This is a genomic window from SAR202 cluster bacterium, from assembly GCA_016872355.1.
Lineage (GTDB): Bacteria > Chloroflexota > Dehalococcoidia > Lucifugimonadales > VGZY01 > VGZY01.
In genome coordinates this window covers 17,242-41,088 of record VGZY01000015.1, presented here as the reverse complement: position 1 = coordinate 41,088, position 23,847 = coordinate 17,242, and the positions used below count along the sequence as shown (strand labels likewise).

Annotated in this window: 25 protein-coding genes; 12 read left to right on the top strand and 13 right to left on the bottom strand. The window is 61.4% G+C overall.

The window, feature by feature from the left end:
• Window positions 1–49: 49 nt before the first annotated feature.
• Window positions 50–493, bottom strand: a complete 444-nt coding sequence (gene aroQ / locus FJ319_05310; GenBank protein MBM3933706.1) for a type II 3-dehydroquinate dehydratase — start codon at window positions 491–493, stop codon at window positions 50–52.
• Between the two features lie 241 nt (window positions 494–734).
• Here aroQ and FJ319_05305 point away from each other — a divergent pair, with 241 nt between their 5' ends.
• Window positions 735–929, top strand: a complete 195-nt coding sequence (locus FJ319_05305; GenBank protein ID MBM3933705.1) for a helix-turn-helix transcriptional regulator — start codon at window positions 735–737, stop codon at window positions 927–929.
• Between the two features lie 154 nt (window positions 930–1,083).
• Here FJ319_05305 and FJ319_05300 read toward each other — a convergent pair whose 3' ends face one another.
• Window positions 1,084–1,653, bottom strand: coding sequence for a DoxX family membrane protein (locus tag FJ319_05300; protein ID MBM3933704.1), 570 nt, complete (start codon window positions 1,651–1,653; stop codon window positions 1,084–1,086).
• Window positions 1,654–1,675: 22 nt separating this feature from the next.
• Window positions 1,676–2,212 carry a hypothetical protein gene (locus FJ319_05295; GenBank protein MBM3933703.1) on the bottom strand — a complete coding sequence of 179 codons (537 nt, stop codon included), beginning with the start codon at window positions 2,210–2,212 and terminating at the stop codon, window positions 1,676–1,678.
• 377 nt (window positions 2,213–2,589) lie between these two features.
• On the opposite strand from FJ319_05295, the gene FJ319_05290 reads away from it, so the two are divergent.
• Entirely contained in the window at window positions 2,590–3,540 is a 951-nt protein-coding gene (locus FJ319_05290) for a Gfo/Idh/MocA family oxidoreductase (GenBank protein MBM3933702.1), read from the top strand.
• Window positions 3,541–3,865: 325 nt separating this feature from the next.
• On the opposite strand, the gene FJ319_05285 is transcribed toward FJ319_05290, so the two are convergent.
• From FJ319_05285 to FJ319_05260, 6 genes are all read right to left on the bottom strand, one after another.
• The gene (locus FJ319_05285; GenBank protein MBM3933701.1) at window positions 3,866–4,894 is read right to left on the bottom strand and encodes a tyrosine recombinase XerC; all 1,029 of its coding nucleotides are present in this window, start codon (window positions 4,892–4,894) and stop codon (window positions 3,866–3,868) included.
• A gap of 102 nt (window positions 4,895–4,996) precedes the next feature.
• Window positions 4,997–5,422: a VOC family protein gene (locus tag FJ319_05280; protein ID MBM3933700.1), complete on the bottom strand. Its 426-nt coding sequence runs from the start codon at window positions 5,420–5,422 to the stop codon at window positions 4,997–4,999.
• Between the two features lie 30 nt (window positions 5,423–5,452).
• Entirely contained in the window at window positions 5,453–7,609 is a 2,157-nt protein-coding gene (gene topA, locus FJ319_05275; protein MBM3933699.1) for a type I DNA topoisomerase, read from the bottom strand.
• A 58-nt stretch (window positions 7,610–7,667) separates the two neighbouring features.
• Complete coding sequence (gene dprA / locus FJ319_05270; protein MBM3933698.1) at window positions 7,668–8,765, bottom strand: DNA-protecting protein DprA; 1,098 nt, start codon at window positions 8,763–8,765, stop codon at window positions 7,668–7,670.
• A gap of 58 nt (window positions 8,766–8,823) precedes the next feature.
• Window positions 8,824–9,384, bottom strand: a complete 561-nt coding sequence (locus FJ319_05265; GenBank protein ID MBM3933697.1) for an ABC transporter permease — start codon at window positions 9,382–9,384, stop codon at window positions 8,824–8,826.
• Window positions 8,972–11,794, bottom strand: coding sequence for an ABC transporter permease (locus tag FJ319_05260; GenBank protein ID MBM3933696.1), 2,823 nt, complete (start codon window positions 11,792–11,794; stop codon window positions 8,972–8,974). Before FJ319_05260 ends, FJ319_05265 begins: the two co-directional genes overlap by 413 nt.
• Before the next feature lie 250 nt (window positions 11,795–12,044).
• Between FJ319_05260 and FJ319_05255 the strand changes: the two genes are divergently transcribed.
• Window positions 12,045–12,257, top strand: a complete 213-nt coding sequence (locus FJ319_05255) for a hypothetical protein (protein MBM3933695.1) — start codon at window positions 12,045–12,047, stop codon at window positions 12,255–12,257.
• 5 nt (window positions 12,258–12,262) lie between these two features.
• On the opposite strand, the gene FJ319_05250 is transcribed toward FJ319_05255, so the two are convergent.
• Both FJ319_05250 and FJ319_05245 read right to left on the bottom strand, forming a co-directional pair.
• Window positions 12,263–13,333 carry a cobalamin-independent methionine synthase II family protein gene (locus FJ319_05250; protein MBM3933694.1) on the bottom strand — a complete coding sequence of 357 codons (1,071 nt, stop codon included), beginning with the start codon at window positions 13,331–13,333 and terminating at the stop codon, window positions 12,263–12,265.
• A 27-nt stretch (window positions 13,334–13,360) separates the two neighbouring features.
• Complete coding sequence (locus FJ319_05245; GenBank protein ID MBM3933693.1) at window positions 13,361–14,128, bottom strand: phosphocholine cytidylyltransferase family protein; 768 nt, start codon at window positions 14,126–14,128, stop codon at window positions 13,361–13,363.
• A 173-nt stretch (window positions 14,129–14,301) separates the two neighbouring features.
• On the opposite strand from FJ319_05245, the gene FJ319_05240 reads away from it, so the two are divergent.
• Window positions 14,302–16,383 (top strand): hypothetical protein, encoded by a 2,082-nt coding sequence (locus FJ319_05240; protein MBM3933692.1) that lies wholly within the window; start codon window positions 14,302–14,304, stop codon window positions 16,381–16,383.
• A gap of 6 nt (window positions 16,384–16,389) precedes the next feature.
• Here FJ319_05240 and FJ319_05235 read toward each other — a convergent pair whose 3' ends face one another.
• Window positions 16,390–17,295, bottom strand: coding sequence for an aldo/keto reductase (locus FJ319_05235; protein MBM3933691.1), 906 nt, complete (start codon window positions 17,293–17,295; stop codon window positions 16,390–16,392).
• A gap of 117 nt (window positions 17,296–17,412) precedes the next feature.
• The gene (locus FJ319_05230) at window positions 17,413–17,787 is read right to left on the bottom strand and encodes a hypothetical protein (GenBank protein ID MBM3933690.1); all 375 of its coding nucleotides are present in this window, start codon (window positions 17,785–17,787) and stop codon (window positions 17,413–17,415) included.
• Between the two features lie 71 nt (window positions 17,788–17,858).
• Here FJ319_05230 and FJ319_05225 point away from each other — a divergent pair, with 71 nt between their 5' ends.
• The 8 genes from FJ319_05225 (at window position 17,859) to rplD (ending at window position 23,845) form a co-directional block, all read left to right on the top strand.
• Window positions 17,859–18,242, top strand: coding sequence for a hypothetical protein (locus FJ319_05225; GenBank protein ID MBM3933689.1), 384 nt, complete (start codon window positions 17,859–17,861; stop codon window positions 18,240–18,242).
• A gap of 6 nt (window positions 18,243–18,248) precedes the next feature.
• Window positions 18,249–18,596, top strand: coding sequence for a PGF-pre-PGF domain-containing protein (locus FJ319_05220; GenBank protein MBM3933688.1), 348 nt, complete (start codon window positions 18,249–18,251; stop codon window positions 18,594–18,596).
• A gap of 438 nt (window positions 18,597–19,034) precedes the next feature.
• A complete protein-coding gene (locus FJ319_05215) occupies window positions 19,035–19,460 on the top strand; it encodes a 30S ribosomal protein S12 (GenBank protein ID MBM3933687.1) in 426 nt (141 codons plus the stop codon).
• A gap of 106 nt (window positions 19,461–19,566) precedes the next feature.
• Entirely contained in the window at window positions 19,567–20,037 is a 471-nt protein-coding gene (gene rpsG, locus FJ319_05210) for a 30S ribosomal protein S7 (protein ID MBM3933686.1), read from the top strand.
• A 63-nt stretch (window positions 20,038–20,100) separates the two neighbouring features.
• The gene (gene fusA / locus FJ319_05205) at window positions 20,101–22,170 is read left to right on the top strand and encodes an elongation factor G (protein ID MBM3933685.1); all 2,070 of its coding nucleotides are present in this window, start codon (window positions 20,101–20,103) and stop codon (window positions 22,168–22,170) included.
• A 29-nt stretch (window positions 22,171–22,199) separates the two neighbouring features.
• Window positions 22,200–22,511, top strand: coding sequence for a 30S ribosomal protein S10 (gene rpsJ / locus FJ319_05200; GenBank protein ID MBM3933684.1), 312 nt, complete (start codon window positions 22,200–22,202; stop codon window positions 22,509–22,511).
• Window positions 22,512–22,522: 11 nt separating this feature from the next.
• Window positions 22,523–23,164, top strand: coding sequence for a 50S ribosomal protein L3 (locus FJ319_05195; GenBank protein MBM3933683.1), 642 nt, complete (start codon window positions 22,523–22,525; stop codon window positions 23,162–23,164).
• Window positions 23,165–23,170: 6 nt separating this feature from the next.
• A complete protein-coding gene (gene rplD / locus FJ319_05190; GenBank protein MBM3933682.1) occupies window positions 23,171–23,845 on the top strand; it encodes a 50S ribosomal protein L4 in 675 nt (224 codons plus the stop codon).
• The last annotated feature ends 2 nt before the right edge of the window (window positions 23,846–23,847 follow it).

Below are 23,847 nucleotides of genomic sequence, written 5' to 3'. Positions count from 1 at the left end.
GTCTCGGTCGTTGCTATGTCCCGTCACGCCGGCCCGCCTCGAACGCTTCCTAGGTCTTAGCCTCGGTCAATCTCGACACCAGGTGCTCCAGCGCGTACACGTACCCGCGCCACCCAAGGCCGGCTATTTGGCCTACGGCGATCGACGCCATAACCGAATGGCGCCGGAACTCCTCGCGCGCGTGGATGTTGGACAGGTGCACCTCGATGAACGGCAGGCGGGAGTCCGCCAGCGCGTCGCGGATGGCAATGCTGTAGTGCGTGAGCCCGCCGGCGTTGATGATGATGCCGGAGGCGGACGGCGCGGTCGCCTGCAAGAAGTCGATTATCGCACCCTCGTGGTTCGACTGGAAGCAATCGACCTCCACCTTGAGGGCGGCCGCCCGGTCGCGGATGCGCTTTTCGATGTCGGCCAGCGTGTCCTTGCCGTATTGCGCAGGATCGCGCTTGCCCAAGTTATTGAGGTTCGGGCCGTTGATGACGAGGATTTTCATTGCAGCACCCGTTGCGACGTGTTTCGACGACACGCGGATAAACGCAACGAGTAGTGTATGGCAGGAAGGCAGCGCAGGGCAAATGCCGCTCGGCGGTCACACGGCGTATGCCGGTAATTCCAGCACAGATACGAAATAGCTTGCCAATTGGCCGAAGAAGGGACGAAAGACGTATAAGAGAAACCATTTCGAGGGGTTTAGCGTAATTGGTATATAAGTACTAGGCCGAAAGGACTACATCATGGACGAGGATGGCCGCTCTCCAGGTCACGAAAACCTTACGCCGCGGGAGCAAGAAGTTCTTGGTCTGCTTCGACAAGGCCTCACCGGCAGGCAGGTCGCCCTACACTTGGGAATCAGCCTATTGACCGCCGAAACACATGTGAAGCACATCAAAGCGAAGCTTGGGTTACGCGGTAGAGGCTGGGATCGTTGATATAGAGCAGGATGTTCAAGGCTGTCAATTCATGCGAAAACAGTACGCTGAGAGTAACACGGTGTTCCCAGCATTAAACACCGTGGCACTGGCAAGGACGCCTCCCTTGTCTTGCACCCGAGGGCGCTAGAAGGGACTCCCTTCGGATGTCTCTCTAGTCTGAGGCTAACGAAAAGCCATGCTCGCGCGCGCGTTCGAGCCGCCGACGGGTTCCCTTAACTGAGATGCGAAAAACATATCCAACAAAGACAACGGCCGCAAGACTTAGGCCCATTCCTGCAATTGAAAGCGGCTCATCCAAAGTTCTAAACATACCAAAGAGTGTCCTAGGCTCCTTTTCAAAGAAGTACACGCTGGCCACTAATAACAGAAGGAAGAAATCTCTTACCTGTGTTATCCAGCCTACGCGTTCTCGGTAGAGCAAACCGAAACAACTGCACGATAGGTTAAGACCTTTGCGCATCGCCGTCGCGACTGCCGTGATGAAGCAAACAATTAGGAAGGCTGCGACCATCTCGGCCCAGGAAGTAAAGTAGCCCGTCAAGAAGCTCACCGCCACTGCGATCTCAACGAATGGCAACATGAGCCCGAAGCCCTTTGAAGCCCGAGGCGGTAAGATACGATATTGCTGTACGTCCCGCGCAAACTGACGCGGCGCGACTAGTTTGGTCACGCCAGAAGAAAGGAACACAACTGCTAACAGGAGTCTGACCCCCATTATCATGACTGCGCACTCCGTTATGTACCTAAAGTGATGCTGCAACTTTCAGGATTTCGTCTTCTGGCCACTCGGTGGCCGGGAAAGCCAATATAACCCCGACTTCCCCATCCCGCTCAAAGATAAGCTGGAGATGGTTGCCTGTTTCCCATTCCAGATCCGGGCCGCTGGAGCCTCTGGCCCATATGCCGCGGACCATGAAGGCGTTTGCCACTCTACCAAACGAAACCGCCTCGAAGTAGCCGTTCTTAATATCAACTCCTTGAGGCTTTATGGGGAGATTTAGTTGTATCTGCAATGTGCCAGAACCAGGCTTTGTGTATGTGAGCATAACAACTTGCGCTGAGCTTGGACCAATGCTGACTCTCGAAAGGACATATCCATCCGGAACATAGCCTGGAGATGAAAGACTCGGCAGACGAGTTCTAGCGTCACTTAGAGATACCTCTCTATATTCACGGCGGGGCACCGCTGTAGCCTTGGGCATCGGCCGGTTCGATTTCCCGTGACTGTGGTTGGTTGCGAAAGTATCTACAGGATTGATGAGTACTCTCTCGTTGGTCATATGGCCTCCATACACTTGACTTCCGGCTAATCAATCAACAGGGACAGAGACCGCACCATTTGCATGTCATGTTCCCGCACCACAAGTCCTCATTACAGGTTGTTGTCGGGGGTATCGTCCGCCAAACGGAATATATCTCATAGTAGGCTTCGTCATTTGGTGGGCATGCTGCGCTACAGAGGTTGGCGCAGCCCGAAGATACGAAATATGGAGCGTCGCACCAGAAGTCACATTCGTGAAATCTACCACACCATGTTGCTTCCGCGACTGGAACCTTCCCAAACACGAGAGGAGGTACTAAACGCGTGAGCACGGCTCCCGTCCCTACCACCACGCTGGTTATGAGAAATCTACGCCGGGAGAGTCGCACGTCATGCATGTCGTCAGCCTTACTGCCGGTGAAGCCCAACCCGGAAGTGGTCATCGAGAGCGCGCGCATCGGCGGAATGAAGGCGATCTTCTGTGAGAAGCCCATGGCCGCGAGGCTCTCCGATGCAGATGCGATGGTGGACGAGTGCCGTAGCCGCGGCATCCACTTCTCAGCCGGGGATGCCTACCGCAACTTCGAGCAGGTGTGGCAGGCCAGGGCGATGATGCGGCCTCCCGCAGGGCAGGACGCCTCCCACACCCCTCAGCCGTTCGACCTTGGCGAAGTGCGCTCCATTCACCTGTATCAGGCGACGGATGAGATCTCGGGCGGCGGGTGCCAGGGCCTCAGCGTCACCCGCATGTTCGCGTGGGACTCGGACGTGGACTGGCTTACCGGCTGGGTGCGCGACGATCCCTACAGTAACTATGACCAGGGCATGGGCGGGCTCATCCGTTTCAGGAACGGAATCGAAGCCTACGTGGACTACTACTCCAGCAGCAAAAAAGGCATCGAGGTCATCTGCACCAAGGGCTTCTTCTTTACGGACTGGTACACGTTCCGTGTATGGAAATCGAAGACCGGCAAGGAGACAAACCGCTTTGACGAGCTTGAGGAGGCGCCGGGGTATTTTGCGCCTGGAATAGCTGCAGAGCGCAAGCGCGACTCGCAGGGACGCATGATCCCGGGCAAGCGCCAGATGGACGACATACAGTCCATTGTGGACGCCATTGAGAAGGGCATTGAGCTGCGCTGCAGCGGCGGGAATATGCGCAAGGTGCTGGAGATTACGCTTGCCATGCGGGAGTCCGCCAGGCGCAACCAGGCCCCTGTGAGGGTGCCGCTTGAAGACCGGAGCCTGGCGATTTACCCGCACGTAAGTCGCTGGCTTAACAAGAAGGAAGTCTTTGGGGCGGAGAAGTACGCCCAGGAGATAGGCCGCTTCGACAAGGAGGGGTAGCCGGGAACGGTATCACGCTGGAGCGGGATTGAGCGCTGCCTCAAGCAGGCGGGCGAGTACTTTCCGCGCGTCGAAATGCTCCACGGCCAGCTCGCGGGCAGCGGAGCAGCGGCGTTCGTATCCGTCGTTCAGCGCCTCGATACACAGCGCCGCCTCGTCCGGCGTGGAAAAAGCGAGGAGGCCATCACCTGTGGGCAGGTTAGCGGAGAAGCCCGTATCTTGCGTTACGACGGGCCTGCCGCTGGCGAGGTATGAGATGAAGGTGGAAGGGTACGGTTACCGCTGGCTTCGCGACACGAAGGGAGGATGGGACCCGGCACTGGCGCTATTCCGCCTTTGCCCTGGGGTGCGCGCCCAGGTAGACCTGGCGGGCCTTCGCCTGGGTGACGTGGGTGTAGATCTGGGTCGTGGCCGGGCTTGAATGTCCCATCAGCTCCTGCACCACGCGGAGGTCCATGCCGCCGTCCAGGAGATGGGTGGCGAAGGAGTGGCGCAAGGTGTGCGTGTGGACGTCCGGGGGAAGGCCGGCGCGTTTGGCGTATTCGCGAACCTTCTCCTGTATGCTCCGCTGGCTCAACCGGCCTCCTGCGTAGTTCAAGAACAGGGCGTCCCGGTCGTCCCTGAACGCCGGGTTCCTCTTCTTTGCCCTGGCCGACTGCTCACCCGCGGCGTTTCCCTCCGACGGTGTCTCTGATCGGGCCGACTGCCCACTGCTCACTGCCCACTGCTGGCTCCTCCCATTCACCAGCCTCGGCCGCTCGTGCTGAAGGTAGGCGTACAGGGCGTCGCGGGCAGAATCGCCTATCAGCACCACGCGCTCCTTCGAGCCCTTGCCGCGGACGCGGATCTCCTTGGTGTGCAGGTTCACATTCTGCACGTCCAGCCCCTGCGCCTCGCTGACGCGCAGCCCGCCGGCGTAGACCAACTCGAGCAGGGCGTGGTCGCGCATGCCCAGCTTCTCGGATGTGACCGGCGAGTCGACTAGCTTTGCCGCATCCTCCTGGGAGAGGAACCGTGGGAGCCGCCGCTCGCGCTTCATCATGCGCTTGCCGGGCAGTGGGTCAGAGGAGATGATGCCCTCCCTGAGCAGCCATGCCAGAAAGGTGCGCAGGGCGCTGAGCTTGCGGACGATGCTGGCCTTTGCGTAGCCGAGCTCTATCAACCATGCCAGGTAGCCGCGCAGCAAGTAACGGTCCAGAGACTTGAGGCTTTCGATCTTGCGCTTGAGCATGAACTGGTGCAGGGGCTCGATATCCGTGTCGTAGTTGCGTACCGTGTACGGCGACAGTCCCTTCTCGGCCTTGAGGTGGTCTGAGTAGGCGGCTATGAGGGTGCGCCATTCATGTTCTTGCATGGGGACATTATGCGATCGCAGAGTGCGCGAGGGAAGGGGAAATCAGGTGACGTTCGACCGACCACCAATTTGAGACGGTGGCTTCTGCACAGGACGAACGATTTATGAGAGGCTTTCGGCCAGTGCGACGATGATTCCCGCCGGGCCTCGCATGTAGCAGAGCCTGTAAAGGTCATCGTATTGGACCACTTCGCCGATCATTTCAGCCCCGTGAGTCCGGAGGAGGGACACTGTGGCGTAGATGTCATCGACCTCGAACATCATCTGCCGGATTCCAAGTGTATTCGGCGGGGCGAATTCCGGCCCGGCCCCTGACAGGGCCGGGTTCCGGTACCTCGTTAGCTCAATCCGCCCGTTGCCGTCCGGGGTCTTCATCATGGCAATGTCGGCCTGGACGCCACTGAGGCCGCACAGGCGGTCCACCCATTTGCCTTCAACCGATGCCTCGCCTTCCAACGTCATGCCGAGTGCCGTGAAGAAGCTAATGGCGACCGGCAGGTCGGTAACGACGACGGTAACATGGTCCATTCTCTTGATCGCCATGTCGGCAGTACCTTCCTACGACGCCATCTCAACCAGCTCGTCCTCGGGGATAGGACCCTTGTAGGCGCACGCCGTGCAGCGGGCATTGGTCTTTCCGGAGGCGACCAGCAGCTTGCCGCAGTCCGGGCAGGGTTGCGGCAGCGGGCGCTGGTTCACGGTGAATGTGCACGTCGGGTAGTTGGAGCAGCCGTAGAACTTTTTGCCGTCCTTGCCCTTCTTCTTGCGCTCCACCATCTGTCCGTTGCCGCACTCCGGGCAGTCCACGCCGATGCGCTGTAGCAGAGGCGCGGAGTTCTTGCAGTCCGGGAAACCGGAGCACGAGAGGAAGCGGCCGAACCGCCCGCTCTTGATGACCATTGGGCGGCCGCACACGTCGCAGACCTCGCTGGACTCTTCGTCGATCTCGGAGCTGGGGACGCGCTTGGCGTTCTCCATGGCCTCGGAGACCTTTTTGTTGAAGGGCTTGTAGAAGTCCTTGAGCACCGGCTTCCACTGGCGCTCGCCGCGGGCAATCTCGTCCAGCTCTTCTTCAACCCGCGCCGTGAAGCCCACTTCGATGATGTCCGGGAAGTGCTGCGTCAGAAGCCCAGTGACGGCGAAGCCCAGCTTCGTGGGGTAGTAGCGCCCCTGGTCTTTGCGCACGTAGTCGCGGTCCACCACCGTCGCGATCGTCGGCGCGTATGTGCTGGGGCGTCCGATGCCGTCCTCTTCCAGCGCCTTGATTAGGGTCGCCTCCGTGTAACGCGGCGGCGGCTGCGTGAAGTGCTGCTCGGGCGTGATGCCAAGCATGTCAAGGAGGTCGCGCGCCGAAAGCTCCGGCAGCGTCCCGGTCGCGTCGTCCTCGCTCTTGGCCGCGTCATCCGCGTCTTCCATGTACACAGCGCGGAAGCCTGCGAACTTCAGGACCGAGCCTGTGGCGCGGAACTCATACACCTTCTTCGACTTTGTAGCCGCATCGATGTCCACGCGTGTTGAATCGAAGACGGCGTCCGACATCTGGCTGGCGAGCATTCTCTTCCAGATCAGGTCGTACAGTCGGTACTGGTCGCGATTGAGGAATTGCCGGACGGCCTCCGGCTCGGTGCCGATCGAGATGGGGCGAATGGCTTCGTGCGCCTCCTGCGCGCCCTTCACCTTCTTCGCGTAGACCCTGGGGGAGTCCGGCATGTACTCCTTGCCGTACTTCCACCTGATGTACGAGGCCGCTTCCCGGACGGCGGACTCCGCCAGGTTGGTGGAGTCCGTCCTCATGTAGGTGATAAGCGCCGTTGCGCCCTGGGGGCCCAGGTCCACGCCCTCGTACAGCTGCTGGGCGATCCGCATCGTCTTGCGCGCGCCGAACCGGAGCTTGCGGTACGCCTCCTGCTGGAGCGTGCTCGTGATAAAAGGCGCGGCGGGCTTGGCCTTGCGCTCGCGTTTCGTCACAGCCGAAACCACGTACATAGCGCCTTCAATGTCCGCCAGAATCCGGGTGGCTTCAGCCTGGTTGCCTATCTTGATCTTTTCGTCCGTGCCCTTCAGGCCCCGCAGCTCCGCCATGAAGGGGATTGCTTCGGGAGAGCTCTTCGGGCGTTTCGTCAGCTCCGCCTCGATGCTCCAGTACTCTTCGGCCGTGAAGGCCATGATCTCTCGCTCGCGGTCGACGACGAGCCGGAGCGCCACTGACTGCACGCGCCCGGCTGACAGCCCACGGCGGACTTTGCGCCAGAGCACCGGGCTCAGCTCGTAACCCACAAGACGGTCCAGGATGCGGCGGGCCTGCTGGGCGTTCACCAGGTTGAGGTCGATGGCGCGCGGGTGATCGAAGGCTTCCTTGACCGCGCCGGCGGTAATCTCGTGGAAAACTACGCGCTTGATTTTCGCTTCGTCTATCTTCGCGGCCTTCACCAGATGCCAGGATATGGCCTCGCCCTCTCGGTCCGGGTCGGTCGCAAGGTAAACGGTCTCCGCTTCCTTCGACGCCTTCGCCAGTTCGGCCACGACCTTTTGCTTCTCCGCCATCACTTCGTATGTCGGTGTGAAGCTGAGGTCATCGACGGCAACACCCATCGTGCTGCGGGGTATATCGCGAACGTGTCCCATGGACGCCTTGGCGACGTACTTGCTGCCAAGAAACCGGCCGATGGTCTTCGCCTTGGCCGGCGATTCAACGATCACTAGGTCTTTAGCCATTGTTCCTCACGCGTGAAGGCGAATTACGAGTTACGAGTTCCGAGTTACGAGTTGGGGATTAAACGCGGACGTAGTTCATTCCGCCAACCTGGCGGACCATGCCGCGTAGCTCCATCATAGCAAGGACGCTGCTGACGGTCGATATGTTAAGTCCTGAGCCCCTGATAATCTCGTCGATGTGAATGGGCTCATGTGTTAGATAGTACATGATCTGCGACTCCTGGTCGCTGGCTGGGAAGAAGGCCTCCATCGCCAATTGCAGCTGCTTGCCGCTGTTGCCGCTCAGGTTGAGCTCATCCAGGACGTCCTTGTAGTCGCAGACCAGCTTGGCCTCCGACCGCTGGATAATCCTGTTCGCGCCCTTGCTGTTCAGGGACATGATACTGCCGGGGACTGCGAAAACCTCTCGATTCTGGTCTATTGCGTGCCGCGCGGTGATAAGGGCGCCGCTCTCCTCGCCCGCCTCCACAACCACCGTGCCGAGTGTCATGCCACTTATGATGCGGTTCCGGCGCGGGAAGTACTCCGCCTTCGGCTGTGTGCCCACCGGGTGCTCGGAGACCACGGCGCCGTGCTGCGCGACCTCCGAGGCTAGTCGCGTATGCTCTCTGGGGTAGACGATGTCCAGACCGCTCGCCACCACGGCGATTGTCCGCTTGCCGGCTTCGATAGCCGCTCGATGCGCAACGCCGTCGATGCCGAGCGCCAGGCCGCTCACTATTGTCATGCCGGCCTGCGCAAGGTCGAAAGAGAGCTGGTGCGCCACCTGCCGGCCGTAGGGCGTCGCCTTCCGCGTCCCCACGATTGCAATTGACCGTTCGTCCTGCGTGGTCATTTCGCCCCGGACATAGAGTACCGGCGGCAGGTCCTCGATCTCTTTGAGGCGGGGAGGGTACTCCCTGTCGTGCCAGGTGTAGGCCTTAATGCCGTTCCGGGTGAGCAGCCCAACCTCGTCGTCCGGTTTGATGCCGTCCCGTTCCGAAACGATCGACTGCGCTGACCGCTCGTCGAGACCCGCGCGCTTCAGCTCAGCAATTCCGGCGCGCCACGCATCGGACAGCGATCCGAAGTGGCTCTCCAGCAGCCTGACCCGGACGCGGCCGATGTGCGGTATGCGATTGAAAGAGATCCAGTACTTTAGTTCTTTTTCTTCCATGCCGAAAGCTATTCTAGCATTGAGCGCAAGGGGGGACCGGGAAAAGGGGACGGCGCCGTTATTCGGACCGGAGTGCCTCGGCTGGGTACACCCTGGCCGCCTGGCGCGCCGGAAGAAACGTGGTCAGCAGCGACGCTCCGAAGGTGATCACCACTAGTACAGCGATGGTGCTCCAGGGCATCTGAAACGTAAGGCCTGCGATTTCCTTAGATAGCTCGCTGATCATGTTGAACGCCAGCAGCACTCCCAGGGTTACGCCCATGGCCACGCCCATGAGCGCGACAAACGATGCCTCCAGCAGGAACGTAAGCTGCACCATGCCCTTCTGAAAGCCTATGGCGCGCAGGACGCCGATTTGCTGGCGGCGCTCCACAACGGAGCGGGCGGCGATTACCCCCAGCGCCGCAATTCCGACAATGAGGCCCAGCCCCATGAACCCCTGGAGCAACGTGTCCATCATTCTTGAAGATCCGGCGTCCTCCCTGACTTCTTGCGGGACAGATATGGCCTGCACGCCGTTCTCGATCAGGCCGGCTTCGATAGCCCGGGCGAACCGCTCCGGGTCCGTCCCTTCTGCGAGCCTGAACACGTGCTGGCGCGCCGGCACAGGGCCGCCCATCACTGACTCCAGCGTGGCCTGGGACACGGTCACAGGCGCGGAGTACCATGAGTCCTGGGCAAGCCACAGCCAGCACCCGGAGCCTCGTCTCGGTTCCCGTACGCGGGTCACGGACGAGCAGGTAGGTTTCCGGCAGAGTCCTGTCCTCCCTGTAGAACCCCTCCAGCTGCAGGTCTGGGCCGGACTCGCCGACGCTGAAGTCCGTTCGCGCACGCACCATGAAGTCGTCCACGATCGCGGTATTGGGCCGGCTCATCAGCGCTTGCCACACTTCGCGCGGAGTCGAGAACTCGCTGTCCATGAGGAGGAAGCCGAACGTGACGCTCTCCGCATATCCCTGATCGACTCCGCGGACGAACCAGTCGTCCACCATCTTTTTGTCGGTTCCGTCCTGCTTCATGGGCGCCGTTGCGCCGCTCAGGCTGCCTATCGCTCCAACCCCGGAAAGGTCAAGGCCATCGACGCCGCCGAGCTCGGAGCGCATATCGCTCACCGGGTTGGCGGCGTTCGTTACCGTGCGAACGGCGTAGCCGCCGGAGAGCTTGAGCGGGTCCGCATAGACGGCGCTATTCGAGGCGATGACAAATCCCATAACGGTCAGCGTGAACACTACCAGCGAGAACATTGCGAGCGTCATGCCGGTGCGGAGCCTGTCCTGCATCGGGTACGAAACAGCTGCTTTCATCACCGGAGAAAGAGTCCTTAAGCGGCCGAACAGGGCCATCGTCACGTTCAGAATGATGTCCGAGTTGTATATCACCGTCCAGACCGCGCCGATTACGACCATCAGGCCGGACAGAAAGAACATCTCGATACCCTGGTTGAGGTCCGGGACGAGTTCGCGCACGGCATCGAGCGGCAGCAGCCACCAGGCAAGGACTCCGAGCCCCGCCACGGTGAAGGCGATGCGGTCACTCAACCCGAAGCGCCGGGCGATCAGGGCGAGGCCGATTATGACCAGGGATACCCCGAGCATGAACGCGCCCATCCCTTCGGACTCGAGGCCATAGTAGATGAACGCCGCTCCGGCAATGGGGACGAGCATTGCCAGTATGGTACCCACCAGCGTTTTGCGTCCCTGCGGCGGCTCGGGCAGGTCTCTAACCGCGCGCACTATATTCAGGCGGCTGACCCGCCACGAGGAGAGCAGGACCACGCCGAACGTCAGGCCCATACCGAGTGTGTAGGCGATGATCACACTGCGCCAGTTAAACGAGAATGCGAACTGGAAGTTCTCGTCTGCAAAGGCGATACCCATGATCCGCACCATCCCGAGGCCGACCAGCACCCCCAGCGCGCTGCCGATTGCGGCCGCCATGAGCGAGTACGCCGCGCCCTCAAACGTGAACATGCGGATCACATGTCCGCGCTGGGTGCCCACGGCGCGGGCCATGCCCAGCTCCTTCTTCCGCTCGGCGGCGAGCATCACGAATATCAGGAATATCAGCAGGATACCAGCGGCGACGGAGAACTGAGCGAATACGAAGAAGACCGTTGTGATCTCGCTGCCGTTCGCCTCCGCGTTCTCCAGGGCCATCTGCTTGCGCTTGACGATTCTGAGATCGCTGCCCTCCAGGACGGGCTTGAGCCTGGCTTCCACGGCATCCGACCTGCCCGCGCCGGACACGGAGTCACCGGTGTTGGAAATGACGACGTCGGTTATCCGTCCGGCCAGCCCGGGGACGGACTGCATTGTGCTGAGCGGCACAATGATCGACAGTGGCCCCGCGGGGTTGCCGCCCCTCTCGTAAACGCCTGCGACCTTGATGGGAATCGCGACCTGCCCGGCGTAGACCTCAATAGTGTCGCCCGGCGATATTTCCAGCACTTCGGCAAGCCGTGCGCTGACGAAGGCCTCTTCGAGGGCCAGATCGTCAACGCGGAGGGGTCTCCCGTCCGTGTCCACGACCGGGTCGAATCCAGCCATCCATTGCGGGTCCACGCCCAGCACGGCCACGGATGGCTCGCTCTGCCTTGTGGACGGAGCGACAACGGGCAAGCTCTCCCTGATCAACGGCGCAACGCCGTCCACGTTCGGGTCGCCGGATAGCGCGTTGCGCACGGTATCGAAGTAGGCCATGTCGAAATAGGCCGGGCGGCCGCTCACCTCCGTAGCACGCGAGTTGACAAGGATATCCACGTTGCCAAGGTCGCGGACCACCTGGACGCGGATCGAGTGGGTGAGCGTGTCGCCGGTGGTGAAGGAAGCGGCGAAAAGCGCCGTCGCGAGCATTAGCCCGAGGACGATGAGGACGGACTGGGCGCGGCGGCGCGGCACGTTGCGGAGGGCCATGCGGAGGGCAACCCGGTTCCGGACCGCCACAAAGACGGTGACGGCCGTGGCAATCGCAAACAGCGCGGCGAGCGCCACGAGCAGGTCACCCATGGGAATGCCGAAAAGTTTCTGCATATGCCCCTCCAGAGAAGGCGAGGCCCGGCTGATATGAACTGTACCAACAGCGCGGCGCGTGTTACCAGCGCATAGTCCAAGGGGACGGTGCCCCTCCGTGGCTGTTGGTCCCGGAAAGCATCGTCAATAGGGCTTATGCGGTGTTATGGCAATTGCCGATGGACGACGTTCTGCGGGCCGGTAATATTGCTTTAATCGACACCAGCGCACCGCGCAGACGTCGGCAAGAGGCAGGGGAGGGGGCGGGGGTATGATGTGGCTCAAGTCCTGTCCGAGGTGTAGTACCGGTGACATGTACCTGGACGAGGATGACCAGAAACACTGTTTCCAGTGCGGCTTTACAGCGACAAGGTACGCGGCGAGTGGGGTCTCTGATGACCCGGGAGGCGACGCCCACGCGGACGAGTACGAGCGAATGAAGGCACGGGCGCAACGCGCGTTCCTGATGCAGGAAGCCGGGTAGTTCTATCAAACCGAGTCCCGCAGCATCTGCGCGGCGATCGCCTCGTTCTTGAGCTTGAGGTAGGCCTCGTCTATAGGGATGTCAGCCGCGCTGCCGGGGGCGAAGCCGCAATCGGGGTGCAGGGTGATGCGGTGAGGCGCGACGTATTCGAGCGCCTGCTTCACCCGCGCGACGATCTCCTCCGGCGTGTCTATGTGCTGGCTGCGGCAGTCGATGCAGCCAAGGCCGATCTCGAACCTCTCGGGGAGATCGGCCAGCACCTTTTTGTCGCCGGCTGCCGGCATGGCGAACTCCATCATCAGCATGTGGAGCTCAAGCTCCTTCAAGGCGGGCAATATCGCCACGTAGCCTCCCTGTCCCAGCCATCCGCTGCGCCCCTTGTTGCGGCGGCAGAGGTGCAGCGCCAGCTTGATGCCGTCCACGCCGTCGACAATCCGGTTAAGCATATCCACGCAGTACATCATCTCCGCATCGGGGTCCGCGTAGTCGGCCCGCGCCGCGGGGTCCACGAACAGGCAGAGCTGAGGGTCGTCGAACTGCGCTATCGCCACGCCTTCATTGCGCAGGGCAATCAGCTCATCGCGAAGCACAGGCACCAGCGCCTCAGTGAAGTCGCGACGCGAAGGGTACGCCCCCCGGGAAAGCTCCGGGTCCCACATCCGCTGTCCCAGCAGGTAAGGGGAGGGGAGCGCAACTTTGACGTCCCTTGACGTATGCTCCCTCAGAAATCTCGCCTCCCGCGCGATCTGCCCCGGGTTGTTTGGCCTGATCTCCCCCGTGACTATGTGCCACGATTGGCGCTGGCCGTTCACCTCCCTGATCGAGAGCTCAAAGCCTGAGCATATGTCTGCGATGACGCCAATGTACGATTTCCGCCGCCATTCGCCGTCGGAGATGATGTCTATTCCAGCCATCTCCTGCATCTGGGCTACATACGGGACGGCGGAGTCCATCATGCGCTGGAAGTCCGCGCCGAGGCTCTGGCCGGAGGCGGCCTGCGCCTCAACGAGGTCCTTGATGTACTGCGGCCGCGGCATGGAGCCGACCACGGTGGTGGGGAAGAGCTTGGTGGGCATGGTCCTCTCGTTTGATCGGTTGGTCTATCATTTCGCGAAGCGGCTGTCCCAGTCCTTCGTGGCCAGTGCGTGGTCTTCCAGTGTATCTATCTCATGGTAGTCCCCGGGAATGCGGACGCAGTGGATGTCTATTCCTGCGTCTATCATGCGGTCCATCTGGTGGATCACATACGCCATCTTGAAAGTGCGGTTCTCGGCGATGATCCTGTCCTGGCCAAGTTCCCTGAGCAGCTTGTCGAAGCAGTCCACGAATTGGGCCGCCCCCCTGGGCGTCATCTTGATGACCCCGGTGTACTCCCCAGAAGCCTCTTCTGAAGGGATCTTGCGAGACATCCTTAGGACCTTGTCGCCGTTAGCAATCATCTTCTCACCGTCGGACTCGGGGTGCTGGCTCCGGAACCTGTACCGCTCGCGCCACCTCGTGTCCATAACGACGGTGATATCGTGCGGGGACTCCTTTAGCGCCTTTACGGCGTTGCCGAGATAGAGCGTGTCTGTGTAGGTTGCGTAGAATCCATCCGACATTTGGTCACGGGCGCACATCAGCGAGAACAGTATGTTGTTATTGGCCCAGTCCCTGTTCTCTACGAACGTAAAGGACGGGTATGCCTTGCGCACAACGTCGATAAGGTACCCGCCAATGAAGACAAAGTTGCTCAGCCCGTTCTCTATGAACGCGTCCATCGACCAGTCGAGGATCCGCCTGCCCGTGACGCTAGTGAAGCTTTTCGGCTCCGACGCCGTGAGCGGCATGAGCCTCCGACCGCGCCCCGCGCCTATAAGGATTACTTTCAAGTCACATCTCCTTGGGGGTAGCACCCTGGGTACCACTACGGCTGGCGTGTAACCATGGACAATTCTAACGGGATGGGTGCGGGTGTCAAGCCGGGCGCAGCGATTTGTTCCTCGCAAACGGGGCTCAAATTCTCCTTGTAAGAATCTAAGACTCTGTTTAGCATTCATCTACTATGCATGCAGACGGCACGCTTTTTGTAGAGATAATCATAATCATGGTGGGCGCCTTTGCCGGCGCCACCATCGCCCGTTTTTTGCGGCTCCCGGTGATTTTCGGTTACCTGGTCGCCGGCGTTGTGATCGGCCCCTATGTGTTAAAACTGGTGCACGACCAGGACATAGTGCACACTCTCGCCGAGTTTGGCGTCGTCCTGCTGATGTTCGCCGTGGGCGCGGAAGTTTCCCTCAGGGAGCTTCGCAAAGCAGGCAAGGCGGTGGTGCTCGGGGGTACGGCCCAGATCATCCTGACTATGGCGGGGTTCTTTCCCTTCGCCCTTCTTGCCGGGTGGCTCCCCAAGGAAGCGGTGATCATGGGGATGATCGTCTCGCTGAGCAGCACGATGGTTGTGCTGAAGGTGCTCGCTGACCGCAACGAGCTGAGGACAGTGCACGGCAGGCTGATGACCGGTCTCCACGTACTGCAGGACGTTGCATTCATTCCGATGGTCGCACTCATACCGGTCCTGGACGGCGAGGCGGGCTCGGTGGTGCAAAACGTGGGGTTGGGCCTGTTGCAGGCGGGGGCGATGCTGGCCGTTACCTGGATCCTGGGCGGCAAAGTCATCCCATGGGTCCTCAAACGCATCACCCTGCTCGGTTCCAGGGAGTTGTTCCTTCTGGCGGTAGTCGCGGTAATATTCGGCACTGCCGCAGTGACATCAATGACGGGACTCTCCGCTGCCATGGGAGCGTTTCTCGCGGGCATGATCCTCGCTGAGTCGGATTTCGGGCACCGCGCCCTTTCCGAGGTACTGCCGCTCAAGGACACGTTTGCCGCTCTGTTCTTCGTTTCGCTCGGCATGCTGACGGACCCCTCATACATCCTGGACAACTGGATGCTTGTCGTTTGGGTCATAGTGCTGTCTTCGGTGCTAAAGGTGGTCTTCACCACAGTCTTTATGCTGTGGTTCGGTTACCTGCCTGTGACATCCATCCTGACGGGCATAGGAATGTTCCAGGTGGGAGAGTTTAGCTTCATCATATGCGGTGCGGCCGCCGCCCTTGGGCTTGTGGACTCTAACTTCGTGTCGTTCGCCGTGACGATCACGGTGCTCACGATGGCGCTTACACCCGGCGTGATGGCGGCAGGGGACTGGGGCGTGGCCCGGCTGGGGAAGCGTTACAAGTGGCTGCGCCCATACAAGTCGCGGGCCGATGACGAGGCCGATATCGACCCACTGATGCACAACCATGTTGTCGTTTGCGGGCTGGGCAGGGTAGGCTCGGCGGTCGCACAGGCCCTGGAGCAGCAAAAGGTGCCGTTGGCCGTGATAGATATCGACCCTGGCGTGATAGACAGGTGGCGCGCGAGGGGCCACTACGGCGTGTACGGTGTAAGCACCAACGAGAACGTTCTCATGGCCGCCAATGTCCGTTTCGCGAGGCTCGTCATAATCACTATCAGCGACCCGGAGGCGACGGTCCGCACTGTCAAGAAGGTGCAGGGGATCAAGCCGACGGTGGACATCATCGCCAAGGTGGACTGGAAGCAGGAAGCGGACAGGCTGCAGAAGATGGGCGTGCGGCTTGTGGTGCTGCCCGAGACGGAGGCCAGCCTGGAGGTGCTCCGGTCTTCGCTGCACAAGTACAACCGCGACAAGAACGATGTTGAGCACCTGATCGAGCGCCTGCGCGTTAACCTGAGCTGCGGAGCTGACCCGTACGTTCGCGAGGAGAAGGCGCCCCCTCCTTCGCGCGGAATATACAACCCTCCCATGCGGCCGAACGTGTCGACGTGGATAGCAAAGCCGCCGAGTGCGGTGGTACCCGCCCCGCGGGCGACGGCATCTCCGGCGAAGCCCGCCGGCTCTCAGCCCCCGCTGCCGCCGTTTGTTATCGCCAGGCCGGTAATGCCCGTGAGGCCGCGTGCGTCGGCGGAGGTGGCCACTTCTCACAGGACTGCCCGGCAGGCCCATCGGGCGCCTCGAGCTCCGGGTGGCGCCCAGATGTCGTTCGAAGACCTGCAGCGGCGGCCGGAAGACCCGGCGCAGGCTCGAGGATGGGTGCCGGAATCGGGTGAGACGCGGAGAAGGTAATCACGCCTATTTCTGCTGCGGCCAGTCCTTCCCAAGGATGTCAAATCGCCGGCGCAATTCCGCTACTGTCGAGGGGGAAATCGGAAGCCTCTTCTCGATAGTCTCCACGTTTGCCTTGAGATGCTTCAAGCTTGTAGTGCCCACTATAGCGGTGTCAACCTGGGGATGCGAGAAGATGAACCCAAGTGCCATTTCCACGGCATCCTCCGGGGCGTCGGGCAGGGGCCCGAGGGCGGACATAGCTACCGCCCGCTCGTAGTAGTTACCGCGGGAAAGGCCAGGCCTCGCGGCCGCGCCCCAGACAGTGTTTCCGATAGGCCGTTTGATGATTATGCCGAGGTGGTTCGCCTCGGCGATACCCAGAAGCTCTTTCCTGGCGAGCTGGTCCACGAGGTTGAAGCTGGTCTGGAGAGTGTCGAACGCGCCGCTCCGGGCGGCCCATAGCGCGGCGTCATTGTCGCCGCTATATCCGATATACCTCGCCTTGCCGGCCTCCCTGGCGCGAAAGAGCGCTTCGATAACCTCTCCTGCCTCAAGGATATCCTTCGTGCAGGAGTGGAGCTGGATGATGTCCACGTGGTCGGTCTGCAACCGCCTCAGGCTGCGGTCGAGGCTCGCCGCGAGGGTGACCTTCGACCATTCCGGACTATCGACACTCTCCACCGCGTGGCCGAACTTTGTGGCGAGGACAAACTCGCGCCGCCTGCCGGACACCGCTTTGCCGATCAGATCCTCTGAGCTGTAATAGCATTCGCCGGTGTCCAGGAAATTGATTCCCATGTCCAGGGCCGCATTAAGGAGGCCGGTGACCTGCCGCACCCCATCGCGCCTGTCGAGGAGGCCGATCTCGAACAGTCCGATTCCGAGGAGGCTGACTTCGAGGCCGGTCTTTCCCAGGACTCTCTTCTCCATTCGCCCTCCGTTTCAAATCGCCATTTGCCACAACGATAGCTGTCGGAGTGGGGGCAGGCAACACCCCGCGCGGCGGTCGACGAAAAGCTGCCGTATTGTAAGAGCGTCCCGGGTTGGCTACCATATTTCGGTGGTATCCACCGGCCGTTCGTTCGCAAGAGGCGCGAGTTTGAGAATCTTGAAGACATTGGCGGTCGGCGCGGCGCTTCTCCCTGCCGTATCTACGGGTCCCGTCGCACGCGCCCAGGCGCCCGCTCCGTCGGACCCTGCGGAAAGAGTGCAGGCCGCAACAGTCGCGGATGCGGTCAAGATTATGGAGTCCCTCTCGTTCGGGGAAGCGGTCCGCGTGTTAGAAACCGTCACCATGGACAAGGCCGCCGCGATCGTAGAGGCAATGTTCTCAGCGGCGTCCGCGCCGGTGTGGGCTGAAATGGAGCCGGTGAAAGCCGGCGCCGTGATGGAGAACATCACCACATCGAAGGCCATTAACATCGTAGAGCTTCTGGAAGAGGATAGCCTCATTGTAGCGGCTGCCCGAGATTACTCCCCAGAAGCTCTGGGAGATGCCGCTGCCGACGCTGCTGGACAAGCTGCCGAGCGTGCCTTCGATGCACCTGGCCACCTGGATACGGCCAACCGTGCTGCCGGCGCTGGACAGGCCGCAGGCACAGGCCCTGACTGCCGACACGACGCTATACTCGACGGCCGCGCTCCAGGGGCAATGGTCCGCGCTTGTGGGAAGCCCAGCGCCGATCGACAGGGTGCTGGCGCGGTTCAACCGGTCCACCCCCGACTTGAAAGTGCTAGTGGATAGCCTCAGTGTGAAGCCGGCCGCGCTGCCTGACCTTCCGGCAGGCAAAGTCGCAAGCTCTTTTTTCAGCATCAACCTGCAGAACGCCCAGCCGGCTGACGTGAATGCAGCGGCCGCAATGTTCTTCGTAGAATAGACCTGGCTGGATTCCAACCAGGTCCACAAGTGGTCAGTCGAACTGAACAGGTTCGACGAGCAAAAGCGCACGTCGACACCGTACCCGTCAAAGCGCATTCGAGAGGACCAGGAGAGGGTCTACTACACGGTAGTGGTGCCCGGGTTCTCAACGTTTGCCGTTACGGGGTCCAGGGAGATCCAAGAGCAGACATTCGAAGTGACTGACCTGGCGGTGGCCCCTTCGGCGCCGCTGATCGGCGAGCGGGTCACGGTGTCGGCGCGCGTCAGCAACACCGGGCAGGCCGCGGGGACGTACTCCGCGACACTCTGGATCGACAGCGAGATCGAATCAACGCAGAACGTGGACGTTTAGCCCGGACAGAGCGTCATCATTAGCTTTGAGACTGTCAGGCCGCCCGGGGACCACCAGGTGCGGCTGGACCGGCAGATCGCGTCCTTTACCGTGGCGCCTCAGGCGCAGATAGCGCCTCCTCAGACGGGGGGATGGTGGGCGTTCGGTTGGACGCCGACAGCTTTGATGGCCGCCGGCTCAGGGCTAGTGGCAGTCGGGACACTTGTTCTGCGATATGGGAGAAGGGCGAGCGGGCGTCGCATCGTATAGCCGTTCCGGGCGAGGCGTGTCCGCTTGGCCTGATGACTGGGGAACGCCGATTTATGGCCCCCCTGCACGGTTGACATGCAGGTAGGAACTTTGTATAATCTCTCTTTGTGTCCTTCGGGACATGAAAGATAAATTGCGCCTTGCGAAAAGGCGCCGCCGGCACGATGTGAAATTGAAGAAGGAAGTGTCATGCCAACGGTAAATCAGCTGGTACGAAAGGGACGGGGCTCCAAGAGCAGGCGGCAAAAGTCCCCTGCGCTCCGCTTCGCTTTCAACTCACTGAAAAACAGGACCCGAAGAGACACGGGCTCCCCGCAGAAGCGAGGCGTCTGCACTATCGTAAGGACGCAGACCCCGAAGAAGCCGAACTCCGCTCTCCGCAAGGTCGCCAGGGTGCGCCTCACCAACGGCATGGAAGTGACGGCGTACATTCCCGGCGAAGGACACAACCTCCAGGAGCACTCCGTTGTCTTGATCCGCGGGGGCAGGGTGCCTGACCTCCCCGGAGTCCGCTACCACATCGTTCGCGGCGCTCTGGACACCGCCGGTGTAAACGAGCGCAAGCAGGGCCGCAGCAAGTACGGCAGCAAGAAGCCGCAGGCGAAGCAAGAGTAAGGCCCTCCCCTCACGGATTCGGACCCTTATTCCAGGAACGACGGCGACGAATTTTGTTATTTAATCTGCCGGAAGGAAGCTTCCGGTGTGGGACACTGAGGAAAGCATGGCAAGGCGTAGAAGAGCAGAGCGCAGGGAAGTACTCGCTGATCCGAAGTTCGGAAGCGTTGAGCTGACCAGATTCATCAACAGGGTGATGCAGGACGGCAAGCGCACCACGGCCCAGCGGATCGTGTACGGGGCCCTCAACGAGGTTGAGAAGCAGGCACACCGGCCCGGCATCGAGGTATTCCGGCAGGCGATCAGAAACGCCATGCCCGCGCTCGAGGTACGGTCCCGCCGCGTAGGCGGCGCGACTTACCAGGTTCCCAGGGAAGTGCGCCCGGAGAGGCAGATGGCCCTCTCCTACAGGTGGATCATCAACGCGGCGAAGTCCCGCAAGGGCAAGCCCATGGCGGAGCGCCTGGCTGCCGAGCTGATGGACGCCTCCAGGGGGCAGGGCGAGGCTGTGAAGCGGAAGGAAGATGTGCACAGGATGGCAGAGGCCAACCGCGCGTTCGTGCACTATCGGTGGTAGGAGAGGATGCGGGGCGACAGCCCGTCCGGGTCCGATGCTGCCCTTGTAAGTTGAAGTAGGAACATGACCACTAACACGACAACGAAGCTTAGCAGGATACGAAACATCGGCTTTATCGCGCATATCGACGCCGGCAAGACGACCGTCACAGAGCGCGTGCTGTTCTTCACGGGCCGCATCCACAAGGTGGGCAACGTTGATGAGGGCACCACGACGACCGACTTCATGGCGCAGGAGCGCGAGCGCGGCATCACGATTATGTCCGCCGCGACGAACGCCGAGTGGAAGGGCTACGACATCAACGTTATCGACACCCCGGGCCACGTGGACTTCACGGCCGAGGTGGAGCGGTCCCTCCGCGTCCTCGACGGCGGCGTCGTTATCTTCGACGCAGTCGCTGGCGTGCAGCCCCAGTCCGAGACTGTGTGGCGCCAGGCCGACAAGTACAAGGTCCCAAGGATCTGTTTCATCAACAAGATGGACAGGGTGGGCGCCAACTACCAGAAGGCCATCGACAGCATCATCCACAGGCTCCGCGCCAACCCGGTAGCCATTCAGCTACCCATCGGCTCCGAAGACAAGTTCGAAGGATATGTGGACCTGATAGAGCAGAAGGCATGGCTATTCATTGACGACAACCCCACTCCTCCCATTGAGACCCAGGTCCCGGAGGATATGAAGGCGCAGATCAAGTTGTACCGCGATCGCATGATTGAGAAGATTGCGGAGACGGACGATGCTCTGATAGTGAAGTTCCTTGAAGGTGAGCAGATCTCTGAGGACGAGCTGAAAGCTGCTCTCCGCAAGGCAGTCTGCCACAACAAGATCGTCCCGGTAATGTGCGGCAGCGCGCTGCGCCATCGCGGGGTGCAGGCAATACTTGACGCAGTGGTTTCTTACCTGCCGTCTCCGCTCGACGTTCCCGCTGCCGAGGGCAAGGACCCTCGCTCCGGAGCGGACCTGGTGCGAAAGGCCGCCGACAGCGAGCCTTTCTCCGCCCTTGCTTTCAAGGTCGTCTCCGATCCGTTCATCGGTCGCCTCGTTTACATTCGTGTGTACTCCGGCACTATCAAGTCCGGCTCCTCCGTCTACAACGCCACGACCGGCAAGCGCGAGCGCCTTGGCCGCCTGGTCAAGATGCACGCCGACCGGCGCGAGGATATCAGCGAGATCGGCACGGGCCAGATCGCGGCCTGCGTGGGCGCGAAGGATACCGGCACCGGCGACACGCTGTGCGACGAGAATTCAATCATCCAGCTCGAGTCTATCAATTTCCCTGAGCCCGTCATCTCCGTGGCCATCGAGCCGAAGAGCAGGGTGGACCAGGAGAAGCTCGGCGAGGCGCTGAACAAGCTGGCGTCCGAGGACCCGACGCTCAAGATCCGCTACGACGATGAGACCGGCCAGACTGTCATGTCCGGCATGGGTGAGCTTCACCTGGAGATCATTGTCGACCGCATGAAGCGCGAGTTCAAGGTTGAGGCCAACGTCGGCCGGCCCAGGGTCGCGTACCGCGAGGCCATTCGCCAGGCGGCGAGGGCCGAGGGCCGGCTGGTCAAGCAGTCCGGCGGTCACGGCCAGTACGGCCACGTGTGGCTTGAGGTCGAGCCCCTGCCTCGCGGCGAGGGCTACAAGTTCGTCGAGGCCGTCAAGGGCGGCTCCGTTCCCAAAGAGTTCTTCCCGGCCGTGCAGAAGGGCGTCGTCGATGCTCTTACCGCCGGCCCGCTCGGTGGCTACCCTGTCGTGGACGTGCTGTTCCGCCTGGTTGACGGCAGCTACCACGACGTTGACTCGTCTGAAATGGCATTCCGCGCTGCGGCGCAGATAGGCGCGAAGGCGGCCCTTTCAAAGGCCAAGCCTGTGATCCTGGAGCCGGTGATGAAGCTCGAGGTTACCACGCCCGGGGACTTCCTGGGTGACATTCTCGGCGACCTTAGCCGCAGGCGCGCCAACATCCGCGGTATCGAGGGTCTGGGCGACACCCAGGTCGTTCGCGCCAACGTGCCCCTCGGCGAGGCGTTCGGCTATGCGAACACGATCCGGTCGCTGACCCAGGGCCGGGCCTCTTACACGATGGAGTTCGAAAGCTACGAAGAGGCGCCTGCCTCCGTGATCGCCGCGAAGACGGCATAGTGGCGTCGTCAGTCTACTAATGGTGGAAAATGGTCAATAAGCAGAAGATCCGCATCATCCTGAAGGCGTTCGATCACAGAATCCTGGACCTGTCCGCGGCCCACATCGTTGAGGCCGCCGAGAGGACCGGCGCGCGGGTTGCGGGTCCAGTGCCCCTCCCCACGACGATCAAGCGGTTCTGCGTTATCCGCTCGCCGCACATCGACAAGGACTCCCGGGAGCACTTCGAGCTCAGGACCCACAACCGGCTCATAGACATCCTGGACCCGACGTCGAAGACGATCGACTCGTTGACCAGGCTCAACGTCCCCGCGGGCGTTGATATCTCAATCAAGCTGTAGAAGCAAAGAACATGCCTGTAACAGAACTGATCGGCAAGAAAATCGGAATGACCCAGATGTTCCTGGAAGACGGGGCCGTTGTGGCGGTCACCGCTATCCAGATTGGGCCGTGCACCGTCACCCAGGTAAAGACTCCTGACAAGGATGGGTACGGGGCGGTACAGATTGGCTTCGACGAGGCCAAGAAGCTGAGCAAGCCGGCCAAGGGCCACCTCAAGCCCGTCGGCAAGAACTTCCGCCACCTTGGCGAGCTGCGCACGGAAGACCCGTCGCAGTACCAGGTTGGGCAGGAGATCAAGGTCGACATCTTCGAGGCGGGCGACCAGGTGGACGCCATCGGCCTTATCAAGGGCCGCGGCTACCAGGGCGTCGTTCGCAGGCACGGCTTCCACGGCGGCCCGCGGACGCACGGTCAGTCCGACCGCCAGCGCCATCCGGGTTCGATCGGCTCCGGCACGTGGCCCGGCCACGTCATCAAGGGCCTTCGCATGGCCGGCCACATGGGTGACTCCAAGCACACTGTAAAGAACATGTACGTCATCAGCGTGGACAACGAGCGCAACCTGCTCTTCGTCAGGGGCGGCGTTCCTGGTGCGACCAATAGCATCGTCAGGATCAGGAAGTCCATCCGCAAGACCCGGAAGAAGGGGTAGGCAGGCGTGGAAATCAATCTGAAGAATATCGAAGGCAATGAAGTAGGGACGATCGAGGTCCGCGACGACGTTTTCGCGGTCCCGATGAACGCCTACCTCGTTCACCAGGTAATCGTCGGCTACCAGGCCAACGCACGCCAGGGGACGCACAAGACCAAGAACCGGGTGGAAGTATCCGGCGGCGGCAAGAAGCCGCGCCCGCAGAAGCATACCGGCGGCGCCCGCCAGGGCTCCATCCGCGCTCCCCAGTGGAGGCACGGCGGAGTGGTCTTCGGACCCACGCCTCGGAGCTACCGCCAGTACACTCCCAAGAGGGTAAGGCGCGCTGCCTTAACGATGACTCTGTCCGATAAGGTCAAGGAAGGCAACCTGGTCGTCGTTGAGGCGCTCGCCATCGAGCAGCCCAAGACCAAAGAGGTCGCCAAGGTGCTGGGCGCCCTGGGCGTCGCGTCTTCCAGGACGCTCTTCGTCGGGGACGGTGCCAGCGAACAGGTAATCCGCTCCGCCCACAATATTGCGGGCGTGAAGCTTCTGCCGGCCGCCCAGCTTAACTCGCTGGACCTGATGAAGCACGAGAAGCTTGTCATGACGGTTGACGCTGTCCGCAAGGTGGAGTCGCTATGGGGCGGCCCGCTGGTGCGCGGCAAGAAAAAGTCCGCCGCTGCGGACGCACAGGCATAGGA